Here is a 21,289-nt window from a genome sequence, read left to right on the forward strand (position 1 = left end):
GCTGGGGCGGTGTACCCGCTCGAGGGTGCGTCAACCCTCGCGGCCGCGAGCGCCCGTCCCACGGCGCCGTTCCTCGACTGCCCGCTGCCAAGGCAGCACCATGAGCGCCCACGCGGCTGCCACGACCACCACCTGCACGGCCACGTACCAGGGCCAGGCCGGCAGCAGGTCGAGGACCGAGCCCTGGGACGGCTTGGCGTTCAGGAACCCGTAGTTGGTCCCCGCGACGACGTTGAACGTGAACGCTGCCACCGCCCACGCCCCGGTCGCCCCGACGGCCCAGCCATAGGTCCGCCACGTCGGCACGATCCGCAGGCCGGGGACGAGGTAGATCGCCGCCCACACGATGAGGATGTGCGTCGCCCAGAACATCACGAACCGTGGTTCGGGGAACGGCGTGACGAGGTCGGGAGTGATCATCGCCTGCGTGGTGAGAGTGATGCCCCACAGGTAGGCGATCGTGGCACTGACACGGGACCGCGTCCAGAGGGCGTGGACGGCGACCATCCACGCGAGGTCGCAGAGCTGGAACGGCAGCGACGTGTCCAGGTCCCACTCCGCAGGCATGAGCTGCAGCAGCTGGAGCGGCACGGTGACGGAGACGATCGCGACGGCGAGGGCGCGACTGACCCGTTGCTCGGCGCTCGTGCCGCGCACCCGCCGCCCCAGCCAGACGGCTGCTGGGACGCCGAGCGCGAAGATCAGCAGCGCGGTGACGTGCTGCCCCCCGAACATCTCGAACCGTTCCGGCATCTCCCGAATATAGCGAGGTGCCGGAGCGGCGTCACCGGTCGACGCGCACGACCTCGAAGTCCTCGGAGATCTCGACGGTCACGTCGTCGCCGCTCGCGAGGTCGACCTCGACCTCGTAGGCGTGGGTGCTGTCGTCGCTGTACTCGACGTCGTCGATGCGTCCGTCGCCGACCTCGTCGAGGGCGATCTGCTCGAGACGCTCGCGCAGCTCGGGGTCGGTGACGTCGTCACCGTCGTCGCCACGCGGGGCGGTGGCCTGCGGGCTGGGCGAGGCGCTCTCGTCCATCTCGATGGAGCCGGACGTGGGGATGGGACGGGCCTCGTCGTCGGAGCCGCACGCGCTCACGCCCAGGGCGAGGACGGCGGTGAGGGCGACGGTGCTGAAGGTGCGGTGGATCGTCATGACCATGAGGGAACCACCGGAGCGTGAGATGCGCATGATGCCCCGATGAGGGACTTCTCATGCTCCCGGAGGTGAGCAGGTCCACGTCCCGACGCCCCGGTCTCGGGCCTGCGCCTCGGCGCGCTCGAGGCTCGACTGCCTCGCGACGTCACCGCGTGGGGCGAACACCCGGGCGTGCCCCTCGGTGACGAGGTTCAGGCCGAGGTCCGTCCCGTCCGGCGTCTCGACGTAGCGCAGCAGTCGGTCGAAGTCGTCCCGGTCGGCCTGGCCGGGATCGGACCGCAGGCGCACCGGCCGGCCCTCGACGAGGCGGCGGGCTGCCGCCGTGGCCTCGTCGGCGCCGCACTCGGCCGGGCGGCCGTCGCGCGCCGCCTCGGGGGCATCGATGCCGAGCACCCGCACGCGCTCGCCGTCGGCCAGCAGCAGCGTGTCACCGTCGACGACCCTCTCGACGACGGCGTCCTGCGACTCGGTCGTGGCGGATTGCGGCTCCTGCGACGTCCACCACGTCAGGACGCCCGTCGCCGCGACGGCCGTCGCGGCGACGACGGCCAGACGTGCCCGAGCGGTCACGTCGTCCCCGGTCGACGGCACACGACGATCACGAAGTCGGCGTCGTCGCGCCAGGGCCGCAGGTCCCACGTGGCGAACCGGTGCTCCGGGTGCAGCCCGGAGCGGGTCGCGGCGGCCTCGACGTCGTCCGGGGTCACGTGGCGGTCGGTGCGAAAGCCCAGCACCAGGATTCCGTCGGGCGCGACGTGGGCGGCCAGCCGCCCGACGACGACCTCCTCGCTGCCCCGAGCGAGGAACACCATCACGTTGCCCGCGGCGACGACCGCGTCGAAGACCTCACCGAGGTCGAGCCGCGCGAGGTCGGCCAGGACCCATCGTGGTCCGACGTGGTCCTCGCGGGCGGCCGCCAGCAGCACCGGATCGGCATCGACGCCCACGACCCGATGACCGCGTGCGTGCAGGGCGGCACCGAGTCGGCCGGGGCCGCAGCCGGCGTCGAGCACCCTCGAGGCTGGAGGCAGCGAGGCGTCGACGAACCGGGCCTCGCCCTCGAGGTCGGCCCCCTCGGCGGCCAGCGCGCGGAAGTGCTCGACGTACCAGGCGGAGTGGCCCTCGTCGGTCTCGGTGAACCACCGTGGGGTCGCGTCCATGGCCCCCATCCTGCCGCCCCGCACCGACGCACCGCGGACCTCGGTTCCCCACGGGCGTACGCTCCCTCGGTGGACACTCCCGAGGACGACCGGTCGAGCCGCTCCGGCGGGCTCGGGTTCGGCGTCGGCGCGTACCTGTGCTGGGGTTTCTTCCCGCTGTACTGGCCGCTGCTGCTTCCCGCCGGGTCGTTGGAGGTCCTGGCCCACCGCATCGTGTGGTCCCTGCTCGTCGTGGCCGTCGCACTCACCGTGCTCGGCGGCTGGCGCAGGCTCACGGCCATCGCCCGCGACCCGAGGACGCTCGTCGTCGTGAGCCTCGCCTCGGTGGCCATCGCCGTCAACTGGGGTGGCTTCATCTACGGGGTGACGAGCGGGCACGTCGTGGAGACGTCGCTCGGGTACTTCATCAACCCGCTCGTGACCGTCCTGCTGGGTGTGGTCGTGCTCGGCGAGCGGCTGCGGCCCCCGCAGTGGGGTGCCGTCACGCTCGGCGCGGCCGCCGTGCTCGTCCTGACCGTCGACCTCGGACGCCCCCCGTGGATCGCCCTGCTGCTGGCGTCGTCCTTCGCGTGCTACGGCTTCCTGAAGAAGCGCGCCGACCTCGGTGCGGTCGAGGGCCTCGGCATGGAGACTCTCGTCCTGGCGCCCTTCGCCCTCGCGTTCCTGATGACGCTGCAGCTGCGCGGCGACCTCGTGTTCGCCCACGCCGGTACGGTCAACGCCGTCCTCCTCGCGGCGACCGGCGTGGTCACCGCCGTCCCGCTGCTGCTGTTCTCGGCTGCGGCGACACGGCTCAGCCTGACGCAGATCGGGCTGCTGCAGTACCTCACGCCCGTGGTGCAGTTCGTCCTCGGTCTCGTCGTCTTCGGCGAGGCGATGTCGCCGGCACGCTGGGCCGGCTTCGTGCTCATCTGGACCGCTCTCGTCGTGTTCACGGCCGACGCCGTGACGCACCGGCGCAGGGTGCTGCGACGGGCAGCCGAGAGCGCCGTGTGACCGAGGGCGCCGGACGCGACGACGCCCCGTCGCCTGGGACCGTGTGGTCCCAGGCGACGGGGCGTCGACCTGCTCTCGCGGCTCAGCCCTCCTTCAGGTGCTCCTCGACGAGCTTGGTCCGGCCGGGGTAGCGGATCTCCTCGACCAGGGCCTGCATCTTCTCCGACGGCTTCGGCGTGAACTGCGAGACGACGATCGTCACCGCGAAGTTCACGAGCATGCCGATGGTGCCGATGCCCGTGGGCGGGATGCCGGCGATGCCGGCGCCACCGAAGTAGATCTCCAGCGTCCAGATCATGTACGCCAGCGTGAAGGCGAGGCCGGCGATCATGCCGGCCGCAGCGCCCATCGCCGTCGCCTTCTTCCAGAAGATGCCGAGCACCAGGATCGGGAAGAAGCTCGCGGCGGCCAGGCCGAAGGCCAACGCCACCACCTCGCCCACGAAGCCCGGCGGGTTGATGCCGAGATAGCCGGCGACGAGGATCGCGAGCCCCATCGTGATGCGACCGACCATCAGCTGCTGCTTCTCCGTGGCCCCGGGGTTGACCCGCTTGTAGTACACGTCGTTGGCGACCGAGGAGCTGATGACCAGCAGCAGGCCCGAGGCCGTCGACAGCGCGGCGGCGAGAGCGCCCGCGGCGACCAGGCCGACGAGCGGCGCGGGCAGGCCCGCGATCTCGGGGCTGGCGAGCACGAGGATGTCGTTGTTGATGGCCACCTCGTTGGCGATGTCGCTGGCCCCTCCGGTGTAGTTGAACATCCCGTCCCCGTTCAGGTCCTCCAGCGGTGCGCCGTCGGGACCGGTGATCAGGTCGACGTCGGCCCACGTGCTGAACCAGCCGGGCAGCTCGCCGCTCGGGGTCGTGTTCAGCGAGTCGAGCACCTCGAGCTTGGAGAAGGACGCTACCGCCGGCGCCGTCAGGTACAGCAGTCCGATGAACACGATCGCCCAGACCGCGGAGTAGCGGGCCGCGCGGACGCTCTTGGCGGTGTAGAACCGCACGATCACGTGCGGCAGGCCCGCGGTGCCGAACATGAGCGCCGCGGTGATGAGCAGCATGTTCTGCATGCCGTAGCGCGGATCGGTGAACGCCTCGGTGAACGCCTCGAAGCCCAGGGAACGCTGCAGCTCGTCGAGCTCGCCGAGGATCTGCCCGAAGCCGATCTGCGGCAGCGGGTTGCCCGTGACGCTGGCCGAGACGGCGACGGCGGGGATCAGGTAGGCGATGATCAGCACCGTGTACTGCGCCACCTGGGTCCACGTGATGCCCTTCATGCCGCCGAGCACGGCGTAGAAGAACACGATCGCCATGCCGATCATGACGCCGACCGTCGGGCTGACACCGAGGAAGCGCGTGAAGACCACACCGACGCCCCCCATCTGGCCGGCGACGTAGACGAAGGAGATGACGATCGCCGAGAGGACCGCGACGAGGCGCGCGGTCTCGGAGTACCGGTCGCCGACGAACTCCGGGAGCGTGAACTTGCCGAACTTGCGCAGGTACGGCGCGAGCAGCAGCGCGAGCAGGACGTAGCCTCCGGTCCAGCCCATGAGGAAGACGCTGCCGGCGTAGCCGTTGTAGGCCAGCGCGATGATGCCGGCCATCGAGATGAAGGACGCCGCACTCATCCAGTCCGCCGCGATCGCCGCACCGTTGGCGGGAGCCGGGATGCCGCCGCCCGCGACGTAAAAGTCTGCGGTCGACGACACGCGGCTCGCATAGGCGATGTAGATGTAGAGGCTGAAGGTGATCCCGACGAAGACGAGGGTCCAGATCTGGATGTCGGTCATCAGTGGGACACCCCGCCCTCTTCGTAGTCGTCGGCGCCGAACTTCTTGTCGAGGGCGTCCATGCGCACCGCGTAGACGACGATGAGCGCGATGAAGACGAGGATCGAGCCCTGCTGGGCGAACCAGAACCCGAGCGGGAAGCCCAGGATCGTGATCTGGTTGAGCTGGTCGACGAAGATGATGCCGGCACCGAAGGACACCAGGGCCCAGATGGCGAGCAACGTCGCCATCAGTCGCAGGTTGGCTCGCCAGTACGCCTGGCGATCGTCGGGATTCATGAAACCTCCTGAGGGGGGACGGACACGGTCGCGTGTGATCGCTGACACAACCGCCCGGCGCCACGCATCGTCAAGGCGCTGGTGTGACCGTCGTCACCGCTTGCGGCGAACGGCTCCACCGCTGCGGCGAACGGTCGCTCGGGCCCTGCTGCTCGGGTGTGATCCTGCGTACAGTGACGGACATGTCCTCACGCCCCCGGACCACCGCCCAGCCGTCAGCAGCGACCCCGACCGTCCGTCGTGCCGCACCGGGCCGCGGCATGGCGGTCGTCGCCTCGCTCCTGGTGATCGTCGGTTCGTTCCTGCCATGGGTGCACACCGCCCTCGGCAACGTCTCCGGCATCAACGGGCCGGGACTGTGGACCGCCTACGCGGCGTTCGCCGGTCTGGCCGGTGCCATGATGCCGTGGCGTCGCGTCGGCGCGGTGCACCTGGGCGTGTTCGCGGCGGTCGCCCTCGTGCTGCCGGCGTGGCAGGTCGTGCACGTCCTCGGTCTCGTCGGGGTCGGCGGCTGGCTGCCCGGCACCGGACTGGTGCTCGTCGCGTGCGGCGGCGTCCTGGCCGCCACGGCGGCGCTGCGCTCGTGGCGTGGACTCTGAGCGCGACCTCTCCGATCACCCGACCGGAGCGCGTGGTGATCAGCCGACGCGGTCGGTGAGCGTCGTGCAGATGCTCTGCAGCGCGGTGCGCCCGACGCTGTCCGGCAGGCCGTCCAGCGCGGCCCGCGCCGCCTCGGCCTGGGTGCGGACGTAGTCGCGCGCCTGCCCCAGTGCCGGATGACGACGCAGCTGGGCGAGGACGTCCTCGACCACGGCGTCGTCGTCGATGGGTCCCGACAGGTGTCGCAGGAGGTCGGCGTCGGCCGGGTCGGTGGACCGTTGGGCGAACAACGTCGGCAGGGTCGGAACCCCCTCGCGCAGGTCGGTCCCGGGCGTCTTGCCGGAGTCGTCGGTCTCGCTCGCGACGTCGATGATGTCGTCGGCCAGCTGGAAGGCGACCCCGATCCGCTCGCCGAACTCCGTCACGATCCGCTCGTGCTCTGCCGAGGCGCCGGACATCTTGGCCCCCAGTCGGGCCGAGGTGGCGATGAGGGAGCCGGTCTTGTCGGCCACGACGTCGAGGTAGTGCTCGAGCGGATCCTCGTCGCCGACCGGTCCGATCGTCTCGCGGATCTGCCCCCGCACCAGGCGCGAGAACGTGCGGGCCTGGATGCGGACCGCCTCGGGGCCGAGATCGGCGACGAGGTCGGATGCGCGGGCGAAGAGGTAGTCGCCCACGAGGATGGCCAGGGAGTTGTCCCAACGGGCATTGGCGCTGGGCGCCCCCCGCCGCAACGGCGCCTCGTCCATCACGTCGTCGTGGTACAGCGTCGCGAGGTGGGTGAGCTCCACGACGACCGCGGCCGTCGTGACGTCCGGGTGCGAAGGGTCGCCGAGCTCGGCGGCCAGGGCGACGAGCAGGGGCCTGAAGCGCTTGCCCCCGGCATGCATCAGGTGGCCGGCGGCCTCGTCCAGGAACCCGTCGGAGCTGCGGACGGCCTCCGTCAGACCCTCCTCGGCCCTCTGGACGCTTGCATCGACACGCGCGGCCAGCCCCGGGTCGTCGAACTCCACTCCGAGCGTCACGCCTGCTCCTGTCTCGGGCTCAGCGGACGAAGGTTCCCGCGTGCTGAGCCAGGTCGAGCACGGGTCCGGGGACGACGCCCAGGATGACCGTGGCCGCAGCTGCTGCGGCGATGACCACGGTAGTCATCACGCTCGGCAGCGCCACCGTCGGGCCGTCCCCGACCGGCTCGGTGAAGAACATCAGCACGATCACGCGGACGTAGAAGTACGCGGCGACGGCACTCGCCGCGACGCCGAGGACGGCCAGGCTCCAGTACCCGCCGGACCACGCGGCGCTGAAGACGCCCCACTTGCCGATGAAGCCGGCCGTCAGCGGGATGCCGGCGAAGGACAGCATGAACAGCGCGAACGCCCCCGCGAGGAGAGGCGACTCGCGCCCGAGGCCGGCCCAGCGCGCGAGGTGCGTGGTCTCGCCGCCGCCGTCGCGCACCAGCATGACGATCGCGAAGGCGCCGATCGAGGCCACGCCGTAGACGAACAGGTAGAACAGGATCGCCGAGACCGAGGTGATGCGACCCTCCTCGCCGACATAGGCGCCGGCGAGGGCGACGAGCAGGAACCCGGCGTGCGCGACGGAGGAGTAGGCGAGCATGCGCTTGACGTCGGTCTGGGCGATCGCCACGAGGGAGCCGACGACCATCGTCACGGCGGCGATCACCCAGACGGTCGGCCGCCAGTCCCAGGCGGCGTCGCCGTAGGCGACGAAGAAGACCCGCAGGAAGGCGATGAACGCCGCCGCCTTCGTGCCGGCGGACATGAACGCGGTCACCGGGGTGGGTGCTCCCTGGTACACGTCCGGCGTCCAGGAGTGGAAGGGCACGGCACCGATCTTGAAGAACATCCCGACGCCGATGAGGGCGATGGACGCCAGCAGCAGGTTCTCGCTGCCGGTGCGCTCGGAGACGGCCGCGTCGATGTCGGACAGCGCGAAGCCGCCGGCGTAGCCATAGGCCAGCGCCACGCCGTAGAGGAAGAAGACCGACGAGAAGGCACCGAGGAGGAAGTACTTGAGCGAGGCCTCCTGGCTGAGCAGGCGGCGACGCCGCGCGAGCCCGCACATGATGTACAGCGGCAGGCTCATGACCTCCAAGGCCACGAACATCGTCAGCAGGTCGTTCGACGTCGCGAAGAGCAGCATGCCACCGAGGGCGAACATCGCCAGGGGGAAGACCTCGGTGTGCTCGAGCTTGACCGCGACCGCCTGGGTCTCGTCGTTCGAGCCGGGGACGTCGGCCGCGCGACCGGTGAACGAGCTGAGCCCGCCCTCCAGCCGGCGGTCGGCGAAGAGGCCGACGCTGAGCAGGCCGAACAGCAGCAGCATGCCCCACGTGACGACGGCAGGTCCGTCGACGGCCAGCGAGCCCTCGACCGCGGCGGTACCGCGTCCGAGGACGGGTCCGTCGACGGCGCCGAGGTCGAGGTAGATGCGGACGGTCTCCGCCAGGGCCGCGACGATGCCGCCGGCGGCGAGCAGGGCCTGCAGGACGAAGCGGCCGCGCCGCGGCGCGAAGGCCTCGACGAGCACGCCCGCGACGGCGACCCCGCCGAGGATGAGCAGCGGCGTGACGAGCGACCACTCCACGGTGGGCGCGGGGATCTGGGCCTCGGCGGCGACCAGGGTCGAGGTGATCATCACTCGCCTCCCTCCTCAGGAGCGGACGTTCCACTGGCGGCGTCGGTCACGCAGAACGACGGCGGGAGCTCGGCGGCGCCGTCCTCGCAGGCCGTCTGCGCGACCTCGGTGCGCGGTGGCGGGTCCGACTGCCCGACGCTCGTCAAGGTGTCCTCGACCGCGGGATTGATGACGTCGAGCAACGGCTGCGGGTAGAAGCCGAGCGCCACGATGAGCACGATCGCCGGGCTGAGCGCGGTGACCTCCCGCGCGGAGAGGTCGGTGACGCCTTCGGCGCCCGGAGCGAGCGGTCCGGTCATGGTCCGCTGGTACATGATCAGGATGTACATCGCGGCCAGCACGATGCCGAGCGTCGCGAAGACCGCCGCCGTGATCGAGCGGGTGAAGGTGCCCGCGAGCACCATGAACTCGCTGACGAACGGCGCCAGGCCCGGCAGCGACAGGCTCGACAGGCCGGCGATCAGCAGGATGCCCGACATCACCGGGGCGATCTTCTGCACACCGCCGAAGTCGGCGATGCTCGCCGACCCGCGACGCGCGATCATCATGCCGGTGACGAGGAACAGCGCCGCCGTCGACAGCCCGTGGTTGAACATGTAGAGCGTCGCGCCGGCCGTCGCGGTCTGGGTGAAGACGAAGATGCCCAGGATGATGAAGCCGAAGTGCGAGACCGAGGTGTAGGCGATCAGCCTGCGGATGTCGTCCTGGCCGACGGCGAGCAGCGCGCCGTACAGGATGCTGACGACCGCCAGGACGATGACGACCGGGCTCGCCCACTCCGAGGCGTTCGGGAAGATCTCGAGGCAGTAGCGCAGCATGCCGAAGGTGCCGACCTTGTCGATGATGCTCACCATCAGCACCGACGTCGCGGGCGTCGCGTTGCCGGCCGCGTCGGGCAGCCACGTGTGCAGCGGCCACAGCGGCGCCTTGATCGCGAACGCCGCCATGAAGCCGAGGAACAGCAGCCGCTCGGTGGTCTGGCTCATCTCGACACCGGTGAGGTCGCTCAGGAGGTAGCTGGCCTCACCCGACTGCGCGGAGACGACGTACAGGCCGACGACCGCGGCCAGCATGAGCAGACCGCCCACGAGGTTGTAGATGAGGAACTTGACCGCCGCGTAGCTGCGTCCCGGTCCTCCGTAGGCGCCGATCAGGAAGTAGATCGGGACGAGGGTGGCCTCGAACAGGACGTAGAAGAGGAAGACGTCGGTGGCGCTGAAGACGCCGATGGCCAACCCCTCGAGCACGAGCATCCACGCCAGGTAGGCGTTGGCGCTGCGCCCGGCAGGCAGCCGGTCGCCCCACGCCGAGAGCAGCACGATGGGCACGAGGACGGTGGTCAGCAGCACGAGCGTCAGGCCGATGCCGTTGACGCCGAGCGCGTAGTTGGCGCCGATCGCGCCGATCCACTCGCGCTGCTCGACGAACTGGTAGCCGCCCTCCACAGTGTCGTAGCCGAAGGCGACGAACAGCGCGAGACCGAGCGTCACCACGCTGACGGCGAGGGCGACGGCCTTGACGAGGCCCGCACCGGCCGCGGTGCGCGGCAGGAGCATCAGGACGAGGGCACCCACGATGGGGGTGGCCGCGAGGAGAGTCAACGTCATGCGAGCGTCACCACCAGGAGTGCGAGCACCACGACGAGGGCGCCGCCGAAGATGCTGAGGGCGTAGCTGCGCACGTAGCCCGTCTGGGGCCGGCGCAGGAACTGCGAGGTGTCACCGAGCCGGTCGGCCAGCGCCGTCACGAACCCGTCGAGGCCCTTGCCGTCGAACCAGACCAGGAACCGGGTCAGGTGACGGGTGGGGCGCACGGCGATCGTGTCGTTGACGGCGTTGCCGTAGAGCTCGTGGCGGCCCGCGCGGGTGAACACGCTGACCTCGTCGTCACCGGGGGCGACCGCGGCGATCGGCTTGCGACCGTAGGTCGCCCACGCGGCCGCGACGCCGGCGGCGACGACCAGGGTGACGATCACCGAGAAGACCCAGACCGGGATCGGGAAGTCGTGGTGCTCGGTGGGGCCGACGGCCGGCTCGAGCCACTCCTCGATCCAGTAGCCGAGGAGCATGATGCCGCCGAAGACGGAGGCGGCGGCAAGCACGATCAGCGGCACCGTCATGACCTTCGGCGACTCGTGCGGATGGACCTCGTCGGCCCAGCGCTTCTCACCGAAGAACGTCATCAGCATCAGGCGCGTCATGTAGAAGGCGGTGACGCCGGCGCCGAGCAGCGTGCCCATGCCGACCCAGAAGTTGTGCGCGAACGCCGCCTCGATGATCTTGTCCTTGGACCAGAAGCCTGAGAAGCCAGGGAACCCGATGATCGCGAGGTAGCCCATCGCGAAGGTCAGGAAGGTGACCGGCATCGCCGCTCGCAAGGCTCCGTAGCGACGCATGTCGACGTCGTCGTCCATCCCGTGCATGACCGAGCCGGCCCCGAGGAACATGTTGGCCTTGAAGAACCCGTGCGTGACGAGGTGGAAGATCGCGAACGCGTAGCCGGCGGGGCCGAGACCCGCGGCGAGCATCATGTACCCGATCTGGCTCATCGTGGACCCGGCGAGCGCCTTCTTGATGTCGTCCTTCGTGCAGCCGATCCACGCGCCGGCCAGCAGCGTGATGAGGCCGACGACGATGACGGCGGTGCGTGCCGTCTCCGACGCGTCGAAGATCGCGTTGCTGCGCACGACGAGGTAGACGCCCGCGGTGACCATGGTGGCGGCGTGGATGAGGGCGGAGACCGGCGTGGGCCCCTCCATCGCGTCGAGCAGCCACGCCTGGAGCGGGAACTGCGCGGACTTGCCGCACGCGCCGAGCAGCAGGAGCAGCCCGAGTGCCGTGGCGACCGACGTGGTGGCCGAGCCGATCGAGGCGTTGACGCCACCGATCGAGGAGGTCCCGAACTGGGCGAACATCAGCATGATCGCCAGAGCGATGCCGACGTCGCCGACGCGGTTGATGACGAACGCCTTCTTGGCCGCGGCGGCCGCGGAGGGCTTGTGCTGCCAGAAGCCGATCAGCAGGTACGAGGCGAGGCCGACACCTTCCCAGCCGAGGAACATCACGAGGTAGTCCTCGGCGAGCACCAGGGTGAGCATCGCCGCGACGAAGATGTTCAGGTACGCGAAGAAGCGCCGGCGGCGCGGGTCGTGCTCCATGTAGCCGATGGAGTACACGTGGATGAGCGTGCCGACGCCGGTGATGAGGAGCACGAACAGCGCCGACAGCGGGTCGAACCGGTAGGCCATGTCGACCTCGAACGGACCCGCGGAGATCCACGTGAAGAGCGTGCGGACGAACGAGCGGTCGTCCTCGGGACGACCCCACAGCTCGACGAAGGCCAGCAGGCCAAGGACGAAGGCGAACGTCGAGGCCGCGGTGGCCACCAGGTGGCCGAAGCGGTCGGCACCCCTGCCCCACACCAGCAGGCCGAGTCCGCTGACCAGCGGCACGACGACGAGAAGCCAGACGAGATCGAGCACGACTCTCCCCTCAGAGCTTCAACAGGCTCGCCTCGTCGACCGAGGCCGAGCGACGCGTGCGGTAGATGGAAATGATGATGGCCAGGCCGATGACGACCTCCGCCGCGGCGACGACCATGACGAAGAACGCCGCGATCTGGCCGTCGAGGTTGCCGTGCTGGCGCGCGAACGTCACGAAGGCGAGGTTGGTGGCGTTGAGCATGAGCTCCACGCACATGAACACGATGATGGCGTTGCGGCGCACGAGGACGCCGGTGGCCCCGATCGTGAAGAGGATGAGCGAGAGGGTCAGGTACTCGGTCACGAGCGGTCCCCTTCCGTGTCCTCTTCCGCCCAGGGCCCGGAACCCCTGCCGGGGTCGTCTTCCGCCCAGGGCCCGGAACCCCTGCCGGGGTCGTCTTCCGCCCAGGGCCCGGAACCCCTGCCGGGGTCGTCAGCCCGCTCGACCTCGGTCGAGGCGTCCGGCCAGGGCTCGGGCTCCTCGATCGCCATGCGCTCGGACACCTCCCCGACGTGCGTCTCGAAGCCGTCGCGCAGCTGGTCACGCTCGCGGATGCTCGGCGAGACGGACTCCTCGACCGGGGTCCCGTCGGGCAGGAGTGCTGCGGTGTCGACGGCGTTGTGCCGGGCGAAGACGCCGGGGGTGGGCGGGTTGCCGGGGTGGCGACCGGTCTCGGCGTAGGCGCGCAAGCGCTCCTTCGCGATCTCGCCCTGGCTGCGTCGCACGCCGAGCTCCTCACGGTGCGCGAGCACCATGGCGCCGAGCACCGCGGTGATGAGCAGCGCCGCCGTGAACTGGAAGCCGACGACGTAGTCGCCGAACATGAGAGCCGCGAGTCCCTCGACGTTGCCGCCGGCGTTGGCCTCGTCGAGGCCGGTGACGGCGCCGGTGACGGTCTGTCCGATCGCGAGCACCGCAGTGGTGCCGAAGAGCACGCCGACGACGGCCGCGCCAAGTCGCTGGCCCTTGATGGTCTCCTTCAGCGACTCCTCGGTGGAGGTGCCGACGAGCATCAGGACGAACAGGAACAGCATCATGATCGCGCCGGTGTAGACGATGATCTGCACCGCGAAGAGGAACGGCGCGTCCTGCGCGGCGTACAGCACCGCGAGGCTGATCATCACCACGGCCAGGCACAGGGCGCCGTGCACCGCCTTGCGGGCGAACAGCAGACCGAGGGCCGACAGCACCATGATCGGCGCGAGGGTCCAGAAGAGCGTCATGCCGGGGTCCCCGCTTCCGGTCCGCTCGTCGGGTTGACGTCCGCGGACTCCGCGGGATCGGCCGGGTAGATCGGCAGGTTCTTGCCCCGGTAGTAGTCGTGGTGGTCGTCGCTGATGAGCTGCGCGTGGGGCGGCTCGACCATGCCCTCGAGCAGCGGCGCCAGCAGGTCGGACTTCTCGTAGATCAGGTCGGCGCGGTTGTCGTCGGCCAGCTCGTACTCGTTGGTCATCGTCAGCGCGCGCGTCGGGCAGGCCTCGATGCACAGTCCGCAGAGGATGCAGCGCAGGTAGTTGATCTGGTAGACGCGGCCGTAGCGCTCACCGGGGCTGTAACGGCCGTCGCCGCCGTCCGCGTCGTCGTTGGAGGCGCCCTCGACGTAGATGGCGTCGGCCGGGCACGCCCAGGCACACAGCTCGCAGCCGACGCACTTCTCCAGGCCGTCGGGCCACCGGTTGAGCTGGTGGCGACCGTGGAACCGCGGCGCGGTCGGCTTCTTCTCGAACGGGTACTGCTCGGTGACCGTCTTCTTGAACATGGTCCGGAAGGTCACTCCGAACCCGGCGATCGGGTCCCACAGCATCTCGCGAGCGGTGTTGGCAGAGCTCATCGTCGCTGGCCCTCCTTCTGGTTCCAGGTGGACTCGGGCATCGGAGGCACGGGGTAGCCGCCGGCGAACGAGCCGTCGTCGTCGGGTTCGGCCGAGCCGTCGGGATCGGGCCCACCGAGGTGGGCGGCGGACTCGTCCTCACGTGACCGCTCGGGGATGAACAGGCTGACCACGAGCACCGCGGCCGCCACACCCGCCGCGATGAAGAGGGCCTGCTGGTCGAGCATGTCCTCGTTGCGGAGCTTGCGGATGAAGGCCACGGCCACGATCCAGACCAGCGAGATCGGGATGAGGACCTTCCACCCGAAGGCCATGAACTGGTCGTAGCGCATGCGGGGCAGGGTGCCGCGCAGCCACACGAACAAGAAGATGAAGCCGAGCGTCTTGCCGAGGAACCACACGACGGGCATGAAGCCCTCGTTGGCGCCCTCCCAGATGCTGCCGATGCCGAACGGCGCCCGCCAGCCGCCGAGGAACAGGGTCGTGGCCAGCGCCGAGACAGTGACCATGTTGATGTACTCGGCCAGGAAGAACAGCGCGAACTTCAGCGAGCTGTACTCGGTGTGGAAGCCGCCGACGAGCTCACCCTCGGCCTCGGGGAGGTCGAACGGTGCGCGGTTTGTCTCCCCGACCATCGCGATGACGTAGATGATGAACGACGGCAGCAGCGGCAGGAAGAACCACAGGTCCTCCTGCGCGGCGACGATCTCGCTGGTCGACATGGACCCGGCGTAGATGAACACCGTGACGAAGCTCAGGCCCATCGCCACCTCGTAGGAGATGACCTGGGCGCTGGAGCGCAGGCTGCCGAGGAGCGAGTACGTCGAGCCCGAGGCCCAGCCGGCCAGGACGATGCCGTACACGCCGACGGAGGTGACGGCGAGGATGTACAGGACCGCGACCGGGAGGTCGGTGAGCTGCAGGACCGTGGTCTGGTCGGTGAACGGGATCGTCACCTCCGGCCCGAAGGGGATCACCGCCCAGGCCAGGAAGGCCGGGATGGTGGCGAGGATCGGCGCCAGGACGTAGATGAAGCGGTCCGCCGCCTTGACGACGATGTCCTCCTTCAGCGCGAGCTTCACGCCGTCGGCGAGGCTCTGCAGGAGGCCGAACGGACCATGGACGTTGGGTCCGACGCGGTGCTGCATGCGGGCGACGACCCGACGCTCGAACCAGATGTTGAACAGCGTGAAGAGCACCAGGATCACGAAGATCAGGACGGCCTTGAGGGCCACCACCCAGAACGGCTCGTTGCCGAAGACGTCGCTCATCGGGGGGCCACCTCTCCCCCGGGCGTCAGCGTGACGACGTCCCCGGGTCCGGCGCCGAGGGCGTCACGGAGGTTGACGCCGTTGTTCGCCGGCGCCCACACGACGCCGTCGGGCAGGTCCGCGGCCTCGGCGACGAAGCTCGCGCGACCCGCCTTGGTGGCGATGGTCGCGACGCTCCCCGGCTCCACGCCGGCGGCCTCGAGCGTCGCCTGCGAGGCCTTCAGGACGCTGCGACGTGCCGTGGCGCGGTAGTGCGCCTGCCCGTCCTGACCGCGACCGTCGTCGATCATCTGGTGCCAGGTGTCGAGGACGACGCCCTTCGTCGGACCGTCGGCGGCGGCGAGGTCCGGAGCGGCCGCGCGGTCACCGTCCCACGCGCCGATCTCACTGATCATGCGGCGGGCGTCGGAGACGGTGCGGATGCCGGTGGCGACGCCCATCTCCTCGGCGATGCCGGCCAGCACGCGCAGGTCGCTCAGCGAGCCCGGCACCTGCATGACGGCCTCGAACGGCCGACGGCGGCCCTCCCAGTTCAGGAAGGTGCCGGGCTTCTCCACGGGCGGGGCGACCGGCAGCACGACGTCAGCAGCGCGGGTGACCTCGCTCTCGCGCACCTCGAGACTGACGACGAAGTCGGCGGCCTCGAGCGCGGCGCGTCCCTTGGCGGGGTCGGGCAGGTCGGCGACCTCCACTCCCCCGACGACGAGCGCGCGCAGCTTGTGGTCGGCTGCCGCCGCGATGATGCCTGCGGTGTCGCGTCCGGCACGGCCGGGCACGGAGCGGACGCCCCACACGGCGGCGAGGTCGGCCCGGGCCTCGGCGTCGGAGACGGGTCGACCGCCGGGCAGCAGCGTGGGCAGGCAGCCGGCCTCGACCGCTCCACGGTCACCGGCGCGACGCGGGACCCAGGCCAGCCGCGCACCGAGGACCTCGGCGGCACGGACGACGGCGCTGAGTGCGCCGTCTGACGTCGCGAGTCGCTCCCCGGCGAGCACGACGACCCGGCCCCCCTTCTCGTGGACACTGTTCTGCGCCGCCGCCGCCCAGGACTCCAGCGCAGCGCCCTCGCGTCCGGGCACCGCGGAGACGAGCTCACCACCGAGCTTGGCCAGTCCACGGCTCGTGTGCGAGCCGATCGAGACCACCCGGGTGTGGCCGGCGCGCACGCCCTTGCGCAGGCGCAGGAAGACCGCACCCGCCTCGTCCTCGGGCTCCAGCCCGACCAGGACGACGGTCGTGCCACGCGCCTCGAGGTCGGCGTAGGTGACCGCCGGCGGGCTCGCCGCCACGACGGAGGCGAGGAACGCTGCCTCCTCCTTGGAATGCGGCCGCGAGCGGAAGTCGATGTCGTTGGTGCGCAGCGCGACCCGCGCGAACATGCTGTACGCGAACGCGTCCTCGTAGGTGAGGCGCCCGCCGGGCAGGACGCCCACCTTGCCGTCGGCGGCCTGCAAGCCGCGTGCTGCGATGGCCAGCGCTGCCGGCCAGGACGCCGGCTCGAGCTCGCCGGCCTCGTTCCGCACCAGCGGGGTGCGCAGGCGGTCGTCGCCGGAGGACCACGTGAAGGCGAAGCGGTCCTTGTCGGTGATCCACTCCTCGTTGACCTCGGGATCGTCACCGGCGAGGCGACGCATCACCTTGCCACGACGGTGGTCGACGCGGATCGCCGAGCCACAGGCGTCGTGCTCGGCCACCGACGGGGTGGAGACGAGGTCGAACGGACGGGCGCGGAAGCGGTAGTCGGCGCTGGTGAGCGCACCGACCGGGCAGATCTGGATCGTGTTGCCCGAGAAGTAGGAGTGGAACGGCTGACCGTTCTCCGCCAGGCCCGTCGCGTCGACCGACGTCTCCTCGGTCGAGGGTCCGATGCCGATCTGCTGGCGGGCGCCACGCTCGACCAGCGCGATGAACGGGTCGCCGGCGATCTGCTCGGAGAACCGGGTGCAGCGCGCGCACAGCACGCATCGCTCGCGGTCGAGCAGGACCTGCTCGGAGACGACGTACGGCTTGGGGAAGGTGCGCTTGGTCTCGACGAACCGCGTCTCGCCGCGACCGTGGCTCATCGCCTGGTTCTGCAGCGGGCACTCGCCGCCCTTGTCGCACACGGGGCAGTCGAGGGGGTGGTTCAGCAGCAGGAACTCCATCGTGCCGTGCTGCGCCTTCTCGGCCACGGCCGACGTGACCTGCGTCTTGACGACCATGCCCGGCGCGACCTCGAGGGTGCACGAGGCCTGCGGCTTGGGGAAGCCGCGACCGTTGCCGGCGTCGGTGACCTCGACCAGGCACTGCCGACACGCGCCGACCGGCTCGAGCAGCGGGTGGTCGCAGAAGCGCGGGATCTCCACGCCCATGAGCTCGGCCGCCCGGATCACCAGGCTGCCCTTGGGGACGCTGACCTCGACGTCGTCGATCGTCAGCGTGACGAGCTCGGCCGGCGTCTGCGTCGCGTCGGGTTCGGTCACCGTCATGCCCGTGCCTCCTCGGGAAGCAGCTCGGTCGCCGTCATGCCAGCGCCTCCTCGGGGAAGAGCATCGAGGCGGCCGGCGGGAAGAGCTCGGCCGAGGGCGTGTGCATGCCGGCCTCGAACTCGTCGCGGAAGTACTCGATGGCCGAGGTGATCGGGCTGGTCGCACCGTCGCCGAGGGCGCAGAAGGAGCGGCCCAGGATGTTGTCGCACAGGTCGAGCAGCAGCTCGATGTCCCCCGCCTGGCCCTGTCCCGAGTCGAGGCGCTGCAGCACCTGCACGAGCCACCACGTGCCCTCACGGCACGGTGTGCACTTGCCGCACGACTCGTGCTTGTAGAACTCCGTCCAGCGCAGCACGCACCGCACGACCGACGTGGTCTGGTCGAAGACCTGCAGTGCCTTGGTGCCGAGCATGGAGCCGGCCTCGCCCACGCCCTCGTAGTCCAGCGGGACGTCGAGGTGCTCGGCGGTCAGGATCGGCGTGGACGAGCCGCCGGGGGTCCAGAACTTCAGCTCCGACCCCTCCCTCATGCCGCCGCCGAGGTCGAGCAGCTGGCGCAGGGTGATGCCCAGGGGGGCCTCGTACTGGCCGGGACGCTTGACATGGCCGGACAGGGAGTAGAGCGTGAAGCCCTTGCTCTTCTCGGTCCCCATGGTCCCGAACCAGTCGATCCCACCGCGGACGATGGCCGGGACCGACGCGATCGACTCCACGTTGTTGATGACGGTGGGACAGGCGTAGAGACCCTCGACGGCCGGGAACGGCGGACGCAGCCGCGGCTGGCCACGTCGACCCTCCAGGGAGTCCAGCAGCGCCGTCTCCTCACCGCAGATGTACGCGCCGGCACCGGCGTGGATCACGAGGTCCACCCGCCGACCGGTACCCATCACGTCCTCGCCCAGCAGCCCGGCCTCGTAGGCCTCGCGGCAGGCGGCCCGCAGACGTCGGATGACGTGCAGCACCTCGCCACGGACGTAGATGAAGGCCTGCTCGGCCCGGATGGCGAGGCTGGAGATGACGACGCCCTCGATGAGCGTGTGCGGGCTGGCCATCATGAGCGGGATGTCCTTGCAGGTGCCCGGCTCGGACTCGTCGGCGTTGACCACGAGGTACTTGGGCTTGCGGCCGGCCTCGGTCTCGGGGTCCTGCGGGATGAAGCTCCACTTCATGCCCGTGGGGAACCCGGCTCCGCCGCGTCCGCGCAGGCCGGAGTCCTTGACGAGGGTGACGAGATCGTCGGGCGCCATGTCGAGCGCCGTGCGCAGGGCCTCGTAGCCCCCGCGCTCGCGATAGGCCGACAACGTCCAGGCGCGTTCGTCGGCCCAGTTCTCGCTCAGGACCGGGGTCAGCACGTCAGTCATCGCTGGATCCTCCCTCGTCGGCGGTCTCGCCGGTGGTGGCGGTCTCGCCGGTGCTGTCGTCGGGGCTCGGCCCGGAGGCGATCTCGTCCTCGCCCTGGGGCGAACCGCCGCCGCGGGTCCCCGCGGGCGACTCCGCCGCGGCCGTCTCGGTCGCGGCGCGCCCGCTGTCGGACTCGGCGGCCGCCTGCTGCGGCGACTCCTCGCCCACCTGCTCGGCCTCGGCGGCCGCGGCGTCGCTGCCCTCGTCGAACGCCGGCGCGGTCCAGCCACGCTGGCGGGCGATCTCCAGCCCGGCGAGCGACGGCCCGGCGGCGGCCGGCCCCTCGTCGACGCGGCCGTCCTCGAAGCCGGCGACCACACGCTCGGCCTCCCGCCAGCTCGTGATGGTGGCGCCGCGGGTGGCGGTCACGGTCTCACCCGCCCGGAGCTTCTCGACCAGCTCGACCGCGGACTGCGGGGTCTGGCTGTCCATGAACTCCCAGTTCACGGTGAGCACCGGCGCGTGGTCGCAGGCCGCGTTGCACTCGATGCGCTCGAGCGTGACGGCCCCGTCCTCGGTGGTCTCGTCGTTGCCGATGCCGAGGCGCTCGCTGAGGCGCTCGTAGATCGCGTCGCCGCCCATCACGGCGCACAGTGTGTTGGTGCAGACGCCGACGTGGTGCGTGCCCATCGGCCGGCGCTTGTACATCGTGTAGAACGTCGCGACGCCGGAGACCTCGGCGGCCGTCAGGCCGAGCAGCTCCGCACACAACTCGATGCCCTCGGCCGTGACCTGGCCCTGCACGGACTGCAGCAGGTGCAGCATCGGCAGCAGCGCCGAGCGCGCCTGCGGGTAGCGCCCCATGAGCTCGCGCAGCTCGTCGACCGTGGTCGCGTCGATCTCGGGTGTCACGGCCTCGCCGCTCATCGGTCGACACCGCCCATGACGGGATCGATGCTGGCGATGGCGACGATGACGTCGGAGATCATCCCGCCCTCGCTCATGATCGACGTGCCCTGCAGGTTGACGAAGCTCGGGTCGCGGAAGTGCGCCCGGTAGGGCCGCGTGCCGCCGTCGGCGACCAGGTGGCAGCCGATCTCGCCGCGCGGTGCCTCGACGGCGACGTACGCCTGGCCGGGTGGGACCCGGAAGCCCTCGGTCACGATCTTGAAGTGGTGGATCAGCGCCTCCATGGACTCGCCCATGATGTGCTTGATGTGCTCGGCGGAGTTCCCCTGGCCGTCGGCGCCGACGCTCAGCTGCGACGGCCACGCGATCTTGGGGTCGTCGACCATGACCGGCTCACCCTCGGACGCCGCCAGCCGCTCGACGGCCTGCTCCACGATGCGCATGGACTGCCACATCTCCTCCAGGCGCACCCGGAAGCGGCCGTAGGCATCGGGCTCGTCCCACGTGACGACGTCGAAGTCGTACGTCTCGTAGCCCCAGTAGGGCTGCTTGCGGCGCAGGTCCCAGTCGTAGCCGGTGGCGCGCAGCGCGGGCCCGGTGATGCCGAGCGCCAGGCAGCCGGCGAGGTCGAGCTCGCCGACGCCCTTGAGGCGGCGCAGGAAGATCGGGTTGGCGTTGCACAGGGCGGCGTACTCGGGCAGCCGCTTCTTGAGCACGGCGACGGTGGAACGGATCTTCTCCAGGGTGCCGTCGGCGAGGTCCTGCGCCACTCCGCCCGGGCGGAAGTAGGCGTGGTTCATGCGCAGGCCGGTGACCGTCTCGAAGACGTCGAGGATGAGCTCGCGGTCGCGGAAGCCGCACGTCATGACGGTGAGGGCGCCGAGCTCCATGCCGCCGGTGGCGATCGCGACGAGGTGGGAGCTGATCCGGTTGAGCTCGAGCAGCAGGACGCGGATGTCCTTCGCGCGCTGGGGGACGTCGTCCTCGACGTCGAGGAGCCGCTCGACCGCCGCGACGTAGGCGGCCTCGTTGCTGAACGGGGCCACGTAGTCCATCCGGGTGCAGAACGTGACGCCCTGCGTCCAGGTGCGGAACTCCATGTTCTTCTCGATGCCGGTGTGCAGGTAGCCGATGCCCGCGCGGGCGTCGGTGACCGTCTCGCCGTCGATCTCGAGGATCAGGCGGAGCACGCCGTGGGTGGACGGGTGCTGCGGACCCATGTTGACGACGATGCGGTCGCCGTCGATGGTGTCGGGGTCGATGGAGTCCCAGTCCTGACCGGTGACGGTGTAGACTGGGCCGGACGACGTCTCGCTGGTGCCGGCGTAGGCGTCCTCAGTGGTGG

General features: G+C 70.4%; 20 protein-coding genes. 2 read left to right on the forward strand and 18 right to left on the reverse strand.

The window, feature by feature from the left end; all coding sequences use genetic code 11:
• Positions 1-30 precede the first annotated feature (30 nt).
• The 4 genes from ABD213_RS06495 to ABD213_RS06510 are packed head-to-tail and all read right to left on the reverse strand — an operon-like array spanning position 31 to position 2,319.
• Positions 31-753: a YwaF family protein gene (locus tag ABD213_RS06495; RefSeq protein WP_344326093.1), complete on the reverse strand. Its 723-nt coding sequence runs from the start codon at positions 751-753 to the stop codon at positions 31-33.
• Between the two features lie 31 nt (positions 754-784).
• On the reverse strand, positions 785-1,192 hold the full coding sequence (locus tag ABD213_RS06500) for a hypothetical protein (RefSeq protein ID WP_344326095.1): 408 nt from the start codon (positions 1,190-1,192) through the stop codon (positions 785-787).
• 21 nt (positions 1,193-1,213) lie between these two features.
• A complete protein-coding gene (locus ABD213_RS06505; RefSeq protein WP_344326097.1) occupies positions 1,214-1,729 on the reverse strand; it encodes a thermonuclease family protein in 516 nt (171 codons plus the stop codon).
• Positions 1,726-2,319, reverse strand: a complete 594-nt coding sequence (locus tag ABD213_RS06510) for a class I SAM-dependent DNA methyltransferase (RefSeq protein WP_344326100.1) — start codon at positions 2,317-2,319, stop codon at positions 1,726-1,728. Before ABD213_RS06510 ends, ABD213_RS06505 begins: the two co-directional genes overlap by 4 nt.
• Before the next feature lie 69 nt (positions 2,320-2,388).
• Here ABD213_RS06510 and rarD point away from each other — a divergent pair, with 69 nt between their 5' ends.
• Complete coding sequence (gene rarD, locus ABD213_RS06515) at positions 2,389-3,315, forward strand: EamA family transporter RarD (RefSeq protein WP_344326102.1); 927 nt, start codon at positions 2,389-2,391, stop codon at positions 3,313-3,315.
• A gap of 82 nt (positions 3,316-3,397) precedes the next feature.
• On the opposite strand, the gene ABD213_RS06520 is transcribed toward rarD, so the two are convergent.
• Positions 3,398-5,107, reverse strand: a complete 1,710-nt coding sequence (locus ABD213_RS06520; protein ID WP_344326104.1) for a sodium:solute symporter family protein — start codon at positions 5,105-5,107, stop codon at positions 3,398-3,400.
• A complete protein-coding gene (locus ABD213_RS06525; protein WP_344326106.1) occupies positions 5,107-5,385 on the reverse strand; it encodes a DUF4212 domain-containing protein in 279 nt (92 codons plus the stop codon). Before ABD213_RS06525 ends, ABD213_RS06520 begins: the two co-directional genes overlap by 1 nt.
• Positions 5,386-5,567: 182 nt before the next feature.
• On the opposite strand from ABD213_RS06525, the gene ABD213_RS06530 reads away from it, so the two are divergent.
• Positions 5,568-5,984, forward strand: a complete 417-nt coding sequence (locus ABD213_RS06530) for a hypothetical protein (protein WP_344326109.1) — start codon at positions 5,568-5,570, stop codon at positions 5,982-5,984.
• 39 nt (positions 5,985-6,023) lie between these two features.
• Here the strand turns inward: ABD213_RS06530 and ABD213_RS06535 are convergent, their stop codons facing one another.
• The 12 genes from ABD213_RS06535 to ABD213_RS06590 are packed head-to-tail and all read right to left on the reverse strand — an operon-like array spanning position 6,024 to position 21,206.
• On the reverse strand, positions 6,024-7,010 hold the full coding sequence (locus ABD213_RS06535) for a polyprenyl synthetase family protein (protein WP_344326111.1): 987 nt from the start codon (positions 7,008-7,010) through the stop codon (positions 6,024-6,026).
• Positions 7,011-7,029: 19 nt separating this feature from the next.
• Positions 7,030-8,643 (reverse strand): NADH-quinone oxidoreductase subunit NuoN, encoded by a 1,614-nt coding sequence (gene nuoN, locus ABD213_RS06540; protein WP_344326113.1) that lies wholly within the window; start codon positions 8,641-8,643, stop codon positions 7,030-7,032.
• Entirely contained in the window at positions 8,643-10,250 is a 1,608-nt protein-coding gene (locus ABD213_RS06545; protein ID WP_344326115.1) for an NADH-quinone oxidoreductase subunit M, read from the reverse strand. The genes nuoN and ABD213_RS06545 overlap by 1 nt, the downstream gene beginning before the upstream one ends.
• Positions 10,247-12,124: an NADH-quinone oxidoreductase subunit L gene (gene nuoL / locus ABD213_RS06550; protein WP_344326117.1), complete on the reverse strand. Its 1,878-nt coding sequence runs from the start codon at positions 12,122-12,124 to the stop codon at positions 10,247-10,249. Before nuoL ends, ABD213_RS06545 begins: the two co-directional genes overlap by 4 nt.
• Before the next feature lie 10 nt (positions 12,125-12,134).
• On the reverse strand, positions 12,135-12,428 hold the full coding sequence (gene nuoK / locus ABD213_RS06555) for an NADH-quinone oxidoreductase subunit NuoK (RefSeq protein WP_344326119.1): 294 nt from the start codon (positions 12,426-12,428) through the stop codon (positions 12,135-12,137).
• Entirely contained in the window at positions 12,425-13,348 is a 924-nt protein-coding gene (locus ABD213_RS06560) for an NADH-quinone oxidoreductase subunit J (RefSeq protein ID WP_344326121.1), read from the reverse strand. Before ABD213_RS06560 ends, nuoK begins: the two co-directional genes overlap by 4 nt.
• Complete coding sequence (gene nuoI, locus ABD213_RS06565) at positions 13,345-13,956, reverse strand: NADH-quinone oxidoreductase subunit NuoI (RefSeq protein WP_344326123.1); 612 nt, start codon at positions 13,954-13,956, stop codon at positions 13,345-13,347. Before nuoI ends, ABD213_RS06560 begins: the two co-directional genes overlap by 4 nt.
• Entirely contained in the window at positions 13,953-15,227 is a 1,275-nt protein-coding gene (gene nuoH / locus ABD213_RS06570) for an NADH-quinone oxidoreductase subunit NuoH (RefSeq protein WP_344326125.1), read from the reverse strand. Before nuoH ends, nuoI begins: the two co-directional genes overlap by 4 nt.
• Complete coding sequence (locus ABD213_RS06575) at positions 15,224-17,695, reverse strand: NADH-quinone oxidoreductase subunit G (protein WP_344326127.1); 2,472 nt, start codon at positions 17,693-17,695, stop codon at positions 15,224-15,226. Before ABD213_RS06575 ends, nuoH begins: the two co-directional genes overlap by 4 nt.
• 34 nt (positions 17,696-17,729) lie before the next feature.
• Positions 17,730-19,055, reverse strand: coding sequence for an NADH-quinone oxidoreductase subunit NuoF (gene nuoF, locus ABD213_RS06580; RefSeq protein ID WP_344326129.1), 1,326 nt, complete (start codon positions 19,053-19,055; stop codon positions 17,730-17,732).
• Positions 19,048-19,947 (reverse strand): NADH-quinone oxidoreductase subunit NuoE, encoded by a 900-nt coding sequence (gene nuoE, locus ABD213_RS06585; protein ID WP_425546026.1) that lies wholly within the window; start codon positions 19,945-19,947, stop codon positions 19,048-19,050. The genes nuoF and nuoE overlap by 8 nt, the downstream gene beginning before the upstream one ends.
• Positions 19,948-19,958: 11 nt before the next feature.
• Positions 19,959-21,206 (reverse strand): NADH-quinone oxidoreductase subunit D, encoded by a 1,248-nt coding sequence (locus ABD213_RS06590; protein WP_344326291.1) that lies wholly within the window; start codon positions 21,204-21,206, stop codon positions 19,959-19,961.
• Positions 21,207-21,289: the final 83 nt, after the last annotated feature.

Source organism: Aeromicrobium halocynthiae (assembly GCF_039531385.1).
Lineage (GTDB): Bacteria > Actinomycetota > Actinomycetes > Propionibacteriales > Nocardioidaceae > Aeromicrobium > Aeromicrobium halocynthiae.